Consider the following 8,211-nt stretch of genomic DNA (forward strand, 5'->3'; position numbering starts at 1 on the left):
GTAGCGTCTCAACTACGATGCGATGATTGCTCGCGTTTCCCGACAAAGTGGGGGTGGCGGTGATCACGGCCGAACCGGCACGCGTGCTCGACGGCGCCACCCTGTCCCGACTCGGCCATGACCTGCGCAGCCCGCTGACCGGCATCGTCAGCCTGGCCGGCCTGATGCGCCGCAAGATCGCTAGTGGCGGCGCCGACCCGGTGCAGCAGGACCGGCAGCTGGAGATGCTCGCCGACAGTGCGGCCGGTCTGCTGACAACGATCGAGCGAGTGGTGACCCTGGCTCGTTTGGAAGGCCCGGTTGGCGAGTCACCGGCGGTGATCGACTGCGGTGCGGTCGTGGCTTCGGTCGTCTCCTCGCTTGCCCCTCTTGCTGCCGACCATGGTCGCCACCTGCACGCATCGACCAGCCCGGCCCCGGCCGCGATCACTCCTGCCGCCGCCCAGCTGATCGTGACCGAACTGCTGGACAACGCGATCAAATACAGCAGCGCCGCCGACATCGAGGTAACCGTGACCGGCTCGGTGATCACCGTGGCCGACCATGGACCGGGCCTGGCCGCCGGGGAACAGCAGCGGATCTTCCAGCCCTTCGAGCGCGGCGCCGCCGCCGAGGAGCGTGAGGTGGCCGGCAGCGGGCTCGGCCTCACCCTGGCCCATCGGGCCACGGTCCGGCACGGCGGCACCCTCGACCTGGCCACCGGACCGGACGGCACCGTCTTCACCGTCACGCTGCCGTTAGTTAGCTGAGGAGGCTTGCTTGGCCACCGTGCTGGTCGTGGACGACCGTGCCACCAACCGCGAGGTGGCCAGGATGACCCTCGACGAGGGTGGCTACCAGGTGATCGAGGCCGCGGCCGGGCGGCAGGCCCTCGACCTGGCCCGCCGGCTGCACCCCGACGTCGTTCTCGCCGATGTGATCATGCCCGGGATGGACGGCTACGAGTTCGTCGAGGCCCTGCGGGCCGACGCCGGTACGGCCGGCATCCCGGTCCTGCTCTACACCGCCAACTACGCCCCCGACGAGGCCGGATCCCTGGCCGACGCGTACGGCGTAGCGCGGATCGTGGCCAAATCCGCTGACCCGGCCGAACTGCTCGCCGCGGTCGACGAGGCCCTGCGCCAGCGGACCGCCCCGGCCACCGGCCCGGTGACCAGCGAACATCTGCGGACGGTGAACGCCAAGCTGGTCGAGAAGGTGCTCGCGCTGGACGAGAGCGAGGCCCGGTTCCAGGCCCTCGCCGACCTGTCCCCGGTCGGGATCGTGTCCGGCGGCATCGGCCTGCAGGCCTCGTACGTGAACCCCCGGCTGCTCGACATCACCGGCGCCACCGGCCACGACCTGCTACGGCTCGGCTGGCTGCGCTGCGTGCCATCGGAACACCGGGCGGCGCTGCGGGTGGCCGCGAACGCCGACTACTACGGGCGGATCCACCTGGGCGACGGCCGGGACCGGTGGCTGCACACCCGGATCCGGGTCACCCAGGAGGAGGGCGACGAGACCGGGTTCGTGGCCACCGTCGACGACGTCACCACGGTCGTCGAGGCCGAGGAACAGCGGCACCTGTCCGAGCGGCGCCGGATCGCCGAGCGGTTCGACGGCCTGGCCCGGCTCAGCGGCGCCATCGCGCACGACTTCAACAACATCCTGAACATCATCCTGTCGTTCAGCGAGTTCACCCAGGAGTCGCTGCGCGAGGCGGTGGACACCCGGCTGACCGCCGAGGTCGCCGACCCGATGCTCAGCGACCTGGAGAAGATCCACCGGGCCGGGCAGCGCGCCGCCCACCTGGCCCATCAGCTGCTCACCTTCGGCGGCCGGGAGGTCGTCCAGCCGTCGGTGGTGCACCCCAATACCGTGGTCGCCGAGGTGCGTGACTTGGCCGAGGCCACGGTCGGCAAGCAGGTGCGGATCGAGACCCACCTCGATCCGGCGGTCGGCCACACCCGGGTCGACGGCGACCAGCTCAGCCAGGCCCTGCTCAACCTCGCCATCAACGCCCGCGACGCGATGCCCGACGGCGGCGCCCTGACGCTGGAGACCGGTAACGCGGGAGCGGATCTCCCGGCCGGGTTGCCGCCCGGCGACTACATCCGGATCGCGGTCCGGGACGAAGGGGTGGGCATGGCGCCCGAGGTGCTCGACCGGGCGGTCGAGCCGTTCTTCTCGACCAAGCCGAAAGGCCAGGGCACCGGGCTCGGCCTGGCCACCGCGTTCGGCATCGTCCGGCAGGCCGGCGGCGAGCTGGTCATCGACTCGGTTCCCGGCCGGGGCACGACGGTGAGCCTCTACCTGCCGGCCACCGCCGAACCACTGCCGGCCGGCGCGCCGCAGCCCGGGACCACCGCGCTCGCCGGGCGCACCATCCTGCTGGCCGAGGACGAGGACGGGGTACGCGAGGTGGTCACCCGCATTCTCACCCGGGACGGATACCGGGTGCTGGCCGCCGCCAACGGTCAGGAAGCCCTGGAGATCGCCCGGCGCCACGACGGCCCGATCGACGGCGTGCTCTCCGACGTGGTCATGCCGCACCTGAACGGCCCGGAACTGGCCGAGGCGCTGCGCACGGTGCTGCCCGGGGTGCCGGTGCTGTACATGTCGGGCTTCGCCGGGCCGCTGATGACCGACCAGGGCCTGCTCGAACCCGGTGTAACCGTGGTCGGAAAGCCGTTCACGCGCGCTGAGCTACTCAACGCGGTACACGATCGGCTGGCCGCGCCCTAGACCCACATGGCCGCGGCCGCTACGAGGACATAGGCCAGCACGACTCCGGGACCGCTGCCCAGGCGCGCGCTGGCCTGTCCGCCCGGGTCGCCGGCGGCCAGGGAGAGGTCGCGCAGGCGCAGCATCACCGCGCCCCAACGTTCGGCCACGCCGCTCACCCGGGCGGTGATGTCCGGATCCCAGGCGAGCCACAGTCCCTTGTCGTCGCAGCGCACGCCGTGCAGGCGCTGCCACGGGACCTGGTGGACGCGGGTCCGGTCGTACACCTCGATGCCGCCGCGGGTCAGCCGGACCCGGGAAGTAAGCCGGCCCCAGCCCTGGTAGGTCAGGACGCCACCCAGCCAGAGCACGATGATGGTCTCCCACCAGCCGTCGGGCACGCCGGCCAGCACGAGGGCGGGTCCGGCGGCGAAACCGAGCAGCGACAACGCGCCGAGCACCCGGTCGCGCCGGCGTGGCCGCAGGACGAGCGGCAGGTCGGGCAGGTCGCCCGGGTCGGTGGGTGGGAGCGGTTTCCCGGGGAGGGTGTCGGGCGCGGCGGGGCGGCCCATCGGCGTGCGCAACGGCGCCTCGGGAAGCAGGACGGCGGAGTCGGTGATGAGCAGAACCCAGCCGCCGTCCCTAAGGTCCCCGGCTACCGTCACGGTCGCTGGCTCGTCCGGCTGACCGTCGCCGCGCCAGTCCTCGCCGAAATCCTCCGCCTGCTCGGCCGGCCAGCCGTCCGTCCAATCCACGTCCTCGCCGGTCAGCTGCGGCCGGGTGAACCGGATCGGCGCGGCCTCCACCGGTAGCACCGCCAGGCCGCCGTGCAGCACGGCTCGGCCGTGCTCGTCCGGATCGGCGGTCAGTTCCACGGCGGGCAGCGGGCCGCTCAACAGCCGGCGGCGCGCGGACCGCATGCGCTGCTCGCGGAACAGCAGGAGACCGGCCAGGACGAGGGAACCGAGGCCGGCGCTCAGCCAGCCGGTGACGTCCTCGGGCTCGGCGACCAGGCGCACCCAATCGCCGTCCACCAGCACCGGGACGACCTGCCCGACCTGGTACGAGTCCAGGACGCCCACCCGCACCGGCTGCGGCACCTCCACGACGACCACACCCTCGGAGTTGTCGGCACTGCGGATGACGCCCTCGGTCCGGGTCGCCGCCGACTCATGCTGCGCCACCTGGGCGGCTCGATGGTCGTACCAGGCAATGCCGCCGATCCCGGCCATCGCCAGCAGGACCGCGGCCACCGTGCGCAATCCCCACGCCGGGAGGCTCTCCCGTAGCCGCCCGGCGAGCGCCTCGTCCAGCCGTACCGTCCCGGCCACCTCCGCGACGACCGCGGCCTGCCGCCGGCGCGCCGAGACCAGCCAGGCCATGGTGGCCAGGCAGAGCAGGCCGTGGATCCCGAAGGCCACACTCGCGGCCGGCACGTCGTCGTAGAGCACGTCCAGGACGGCGAAGATCACCCCGGCCGCGCAGCCGGCCAGCGGCAGCCACCACAGCAGGACCGGGGTGGCGAGCCAGACGACGACCGCGACCGCGAACGTCAGGTCCGGTCCGTACCCACCCGTCGCGTTATCGGTGGCCAACGCGACCGCTCCGGCCGCCACCCATCCGAGGAACAGCACCAACCGAGGCACCCACCACGGCACGGCCGCGGAGACCCACCGATCGATGCGCGGGCCGTCCAGCGCGGGCGCACCGGGCCGGGTCACCGGCACCATCGCGCCGCGAAGATCATCTGCGCCACGTGCTGACCGCTCAGACCTTGCGGTCGCGCTGGGCGACTCCCTGCGGACCATATGGGTATTCGCCGACGACCGGGGTGCTGGCCTCGGTGAGCAGGTCGGTCTCCTTCTCGGACAGGTGCAGGCCGGCCGCGCCGAGGTTGTCCTCGAGCTGCTCGGCGGTGCGGGCGCCGAGGATCACCGAGGTGACCGCCGTGCGGTCGGCGAGCCAGGCCAGCGCCACCTGCGACATCGACACGCCGCGTTCCTCGGCGACCCCGCGGAGTGCGTCGAGGATGTGCCAGGTGCGGGTGTCGGAGTTACGCGGGCCGTACGCCTCCATGCCGCGCCCCGGGTCCTCACCGAGACGGGTGGCGCCGGTAGGCGTGCTGTCCCGCACGTACTTCCCGGTGAGCCAGCCACCGCCCAGCGGCGACCAGGGCAGGATGCCGATGTTCTCGTTGCGGCACACGTCGACGAGCTCGAACTCGATCTCGCGGACCAGCAGGTTGTACTGCGGCTGCAGGGTGACGATCGGGGCGAGCCCGCGGAACTGGGTGAGCAGCGCCGCCTTCTGCAGCTGCCAGCCGAGGAAGTTGCTGACCCCCACGTACCGAATCTTGCCGGCCCGGACCGCGTCGTCGAAGAACCCGAGCGTCTCCTCGAGCGGGGTGAGCGGGTCCCAGGCGTGCGCCTGGTAGAGATCGATCGTCTCGACACCGAGCCGGCGCAGGCTCGCGTCCAGCGCCCGGGACAGGTTCACCCGGGTCAGCCCGGCCGAGTTCGGGTCGTCGCCCATCGGGAAGCGCCCCTTGGTGGCGAGGACGAGCTGGTCGCGGGCGCCGGACCGGGCCGCGAGCCAGCGCCCGATGACCTCCTCGGAGACGCCACGCGAGTAGACGTTGGCGGTGTCGACGAAGTTGCCACCGACCTCGACGAACCGGTCGAGCTGAGCGTGCGACGCTTCCTCGCTGCTCTCGTTGCCGAACGTCATCGTGCCCAGGCACAGCGTCGACACGATCGTGCCGGTCCCACCGAGCGTGCGGTATTCCATCAGCCAGCTCCTTCAGTTCGCCGCGTCGAGCTTACGGCTTGAAGTACTCCGCCATCAGGCCGCTGACCCACCCCGGCTGGGCCACGTCGACCGGGAGGAACTCCACCAGCACCGGCTTCAGGTCGATGACCGGGGTGCCGGTGACCGCATCGAGCCCCACCACCGTCAGTTCACGGCCCCGGACCGACTCGATGGCGCAGCTGGTCACGCCGATGCGGTTCGGCCGGCGTGGGCCGCGACCGGCGAAGATGCCCACCGGCGGTAGATCGGCGCGGCCGCGATAGGGGTGCGGCTCACGGTAGTCGCCCTCGTCCGGGAACTGGTCGAAGACGAACAGCACTTCGACGTGCGAGAAGCCCTCCAGGCCCTGCAGGCACGCCTCGCCGAACCGCTCATCCACGGTGATCGTGCTGCGCACCGCACCCCAGTTGTCGGTGTGCTGAACATCGGTGCGCTCGTTCCGGACCGTACCTATCGAGGTGATCTCGAACCTGGACATGACCAGCAGGCTAGTTGGCTGTAACAGTCTCGTCGTACCGTCAGGCTGTTTGCCCTTCTCAGCCTGGATGTGATCGATGAGCACGCCGGACATTCCGTTGTTCGACATCGCGGCCTGGCGGGCCGCCGGCCTCGCGGAGCGGGCCGGCCTCGCGGCCCGGCTGGACCGGGCCATGCAGGACTCCGGGTTTTTCCTGGTCAGTGGGCACGGCATCGACGATTCGCTCAAGGAGCGAATCCGGGAGGCGTCGCGCGCATTCTTCGCGCTGCCCGACAGCATCAAGGACGCGTACGGGACGGGAGTGGGTGGACGCGGGTGGATCGCCCGGGGCCGCGAGGCGAACGCGTACTACGGCGAGGTAGGCGACGCGGCGACGGCCGACCTCAAGGAGACGTTCACGCTAGGCCGCGACGATCCCGGCGGCGACCCGGCGTGGTTCATGCCGAATGTCTGGCCGGCCGAGGTGCCCACCCTGCAAGAGCCAGTCACCGCGTACGCCGAGCAGGTCCAGGACCTCTACCGGGAACTGCTGGAGGTGCTGGCCGTGGCGCTGGGCCTGGACCCCGGCTACTTCGTCGAGCGGACCAGGAACGCACCGCACACGTTCAACATCAACCGCTATCCGGCGCTGTCGGTCACCGGCGCCCCGGTCGAGGGCCAGTTCCGGGTAGGCCCGCACACCGACTGGGGAATCCTCACCATCCTCGACCGGCAGCAGGGTTACGGCGGGTTGCAGGTGCAGACCAGCGACGGCGAGTGGGCAGACGCGCCATACGTGCCGGGCGCTTTCACGGTCAACATCGCCGACCTGCTGGCCCGCTGGACCGGCGACCGCTGGCGTTCCACCCGGCACCGGGTGCTGCCCCCGTCCGACGCCGACCCGAACGAGGAACTGATCAGCCTGATCGTCTTCTGCGAGTCAGACATGGACCGGGAGGTAGAGCCGCTCGCACCCCCGATCGGCGGCGGCACGGCCTATCCCCCGGTGCTGGCCGGCGACTATTACCGCGAGCGAGAGGCCGCAGCCTCGGTCGGCTGAAGCCCATGTGGCTAACCAACCAGCTGATCGACGGCGTAGTCGAGCGATCCTTCCGCATCACCGGGCCACAGGGCGACGTGACCGGGTCACAGGGCGGCGCCACCGGGCCACAGGGCGGCGCCACCGGGCCGCAGCGCGACGCCACCGGGCCGCAGGGCGACGTGACCGGAACGCAGGCTGGTGTGACCGGAACGCAGGGTGGCGTCCCCGGCGTGCTGTGGTTGCCGCCGTCGCCTTCGGCCCCGGTGCCGTTGGTGCTGCTGGGCCACGGCGGCAGCGGGCACAAACGAAGCGCCCGCATGGTCGACCACGCTCGCTGGTTCGTCACCCAGGCCGGATTCGCCGCGGTAGCGATCGACGGCCCACACCACGGCGACCGGGTCCCGGCCCCCATGCCGGCCGAGCGCTACCAGTCCCTGATAGCCAAGGCCGGCATCGAGCCGGTCCTGAACCAGATGACCGCCGACTGGCAGGCCGCCGTCAACGCCGCAACGGCGCTGGACGAGATCGACCGCGACCGGCTCGGCTACCTGGGCATGTCCATGGGCGCACGGTTCGGCCTGGCCTTGGCAGCCGCGATGAACGACCGCTTCCGCTGCGTAGTCCTAGGAAAATTCGGCCTACAGCAGTGCACCACCATGCACCCCGGCATGGCAGCCCCCGAACGGATCACCGCAGACGCATCCCGAATCACCGCCCCGGTGTTGCTGCACGCCCAGCAAGACGACGAGGTCTTCCCCTACAAAGGCCAGCTGGCCTTGTTCAACCTGCTCAGCTCCCCCACCAAACGCCTGATAACCGCATCCGGCCCACACACCCACACGCCGCCTGCAGCGTTAGCCATTTGGCGAACCTTCATCACCAACCACCTAACCAACGCCGCCAGCGCCGATCCACCAATGTGAGCCCGCGCCGCCAACCCAACAATAAGGCATTTGTCGCAGCCGCCAAGAATAGAATCCAATTAGACATGATGCCATGTCGGAGACAACGATTCTCCGCGCCTTCTTTTCCAAAGGCAGCCGAATTCTCTCCATTCTTGAGAGTGGCACCGGTCTATTTTGCAGCGCATGCAGCAGGCGTTCCCACGATGGTCTTTCCGGTTCCAGGCCCGGGGTCCGGGGTCCGGGGTCCGGGGTCCGGGGTCCGGGGTCCGGGGTCCGAGGTCCGAGGTCCGAGGTCC

At 70.8% G+C, this 8,211-nt stretch carries 7 protein-coding genes; 4 read left to right on the forward strand and 3 right to left on the reverse strand.

Annotation, left to right across the window (positions count from 1 at the left end):
- Window positions 1–26: 26 nt before the first annotated feature.
- Window positions 27–749 (forward strand): sensor histidine kinase, encoded by a 723-nt coding sequence (locus Ate02nite_RS14340; protein ID WP_203805468.1) that lies wholly within the window; start codon window positions 27–29, stop codon window positions 747–749.
- Window positions 750–768: 19 nt separating this feature from the next.
- On the forward strand, window positions 769–2,724 hold the full coding sequence (locus Ate02nite_RS14345) for a hybrid sensor histidine kinase/response regulator (RefSeq protein ID WP_275422876.1): 1,956 nt from the start codon (window positions 769–771) through the stop codon (window positions 2,722–2,724).
- Here Ate02nite_RS14345 and Ate02nite_RS14350 read toward each other — a convergent pair.
- The 3 genes from Ate02nite_RS14350 to Ate02nite_RS14360 are packed head-to-tail and all read right to left on the reverse strand — an operon-like array spanning window position 2,721 to window position 5,989.
- A complete protein-coding gene (locus Ate02nite_RS14350; RefSeq protein ID WP_203805471.1) occupies window positions 2,721–4,424 on the reverse strand; it encodes a hypothetical protein in 1,704 nt (567 codons plus the stop codon). The genes Ate02nite_RS14345 and Ate02nite_RS14350 overlap by 4 nt on opposite strands.
- Before the next feature lie 46 nt (window positions 4,425–4,470).
- Window positions 4,471–5,490 carry an aldo/keto reductase gene (locus Ate02nite_RS14355; protein ID WP_239147400.1) on the reverse strand — a complete coding sequence of 340 codons (1,020 nt, stop codon included), beginning with the start codon at window positions 5,488–5,490 and terminating at the stop codon, window positions 4,471–4,473.
- A 31-nt stretch (window positions 5,491–5,521) separates the two neighbouring features.
- Entirely contained in the window at window positions 5,522–5,989 is a 468-nt protein-coding gene (locus tag Ate02nite_RS14360; protein WP_203805473.1) for an SAM-dependent methyltransferase, read from the reverse strand.
- 76 nt (window positions 5,990–6,065) lie between these two features.
- Between Ate02nite_RS14360 and Ate02nite_RS14365 the strand changes: the two genes are divergently transcribed.
- Complete coding sequence (locus Ate02nite_RS14365) at window positions 6,066–7,028, forward strand: isopenicillin N synthase family dioxygenase (RefSeq protein WP_203805475.1); 963 nt, start codon at window positions 6,066–6,068, stop codon at window positions 7,026–7,028.
- Between the two features lie 5 nt (window positions 7,029–7,033).
- Window positions 7,034–7,933, forward strand: coding sequence for an alpha/beta hydrolase (locus tag Ate02nite_RS14370; protein WP_203805477.1), 900 nt, complete (start codon window positions 7,034–7,036; stop codon window positions 7,931–7,933).
- Window positions 7,934–8,211 lie beyond the last annotated feature (278 nt).

It is taken from the genome of Paractinoplanes tereljensis (assembly GCF_016862435.1).
Lineage (GTDB): Bacteria > Actinomycetota > Actinomycetes > Mycobacteriales > Micromonosporaceae > Actinoplanes > Actinoplanes tereljensis.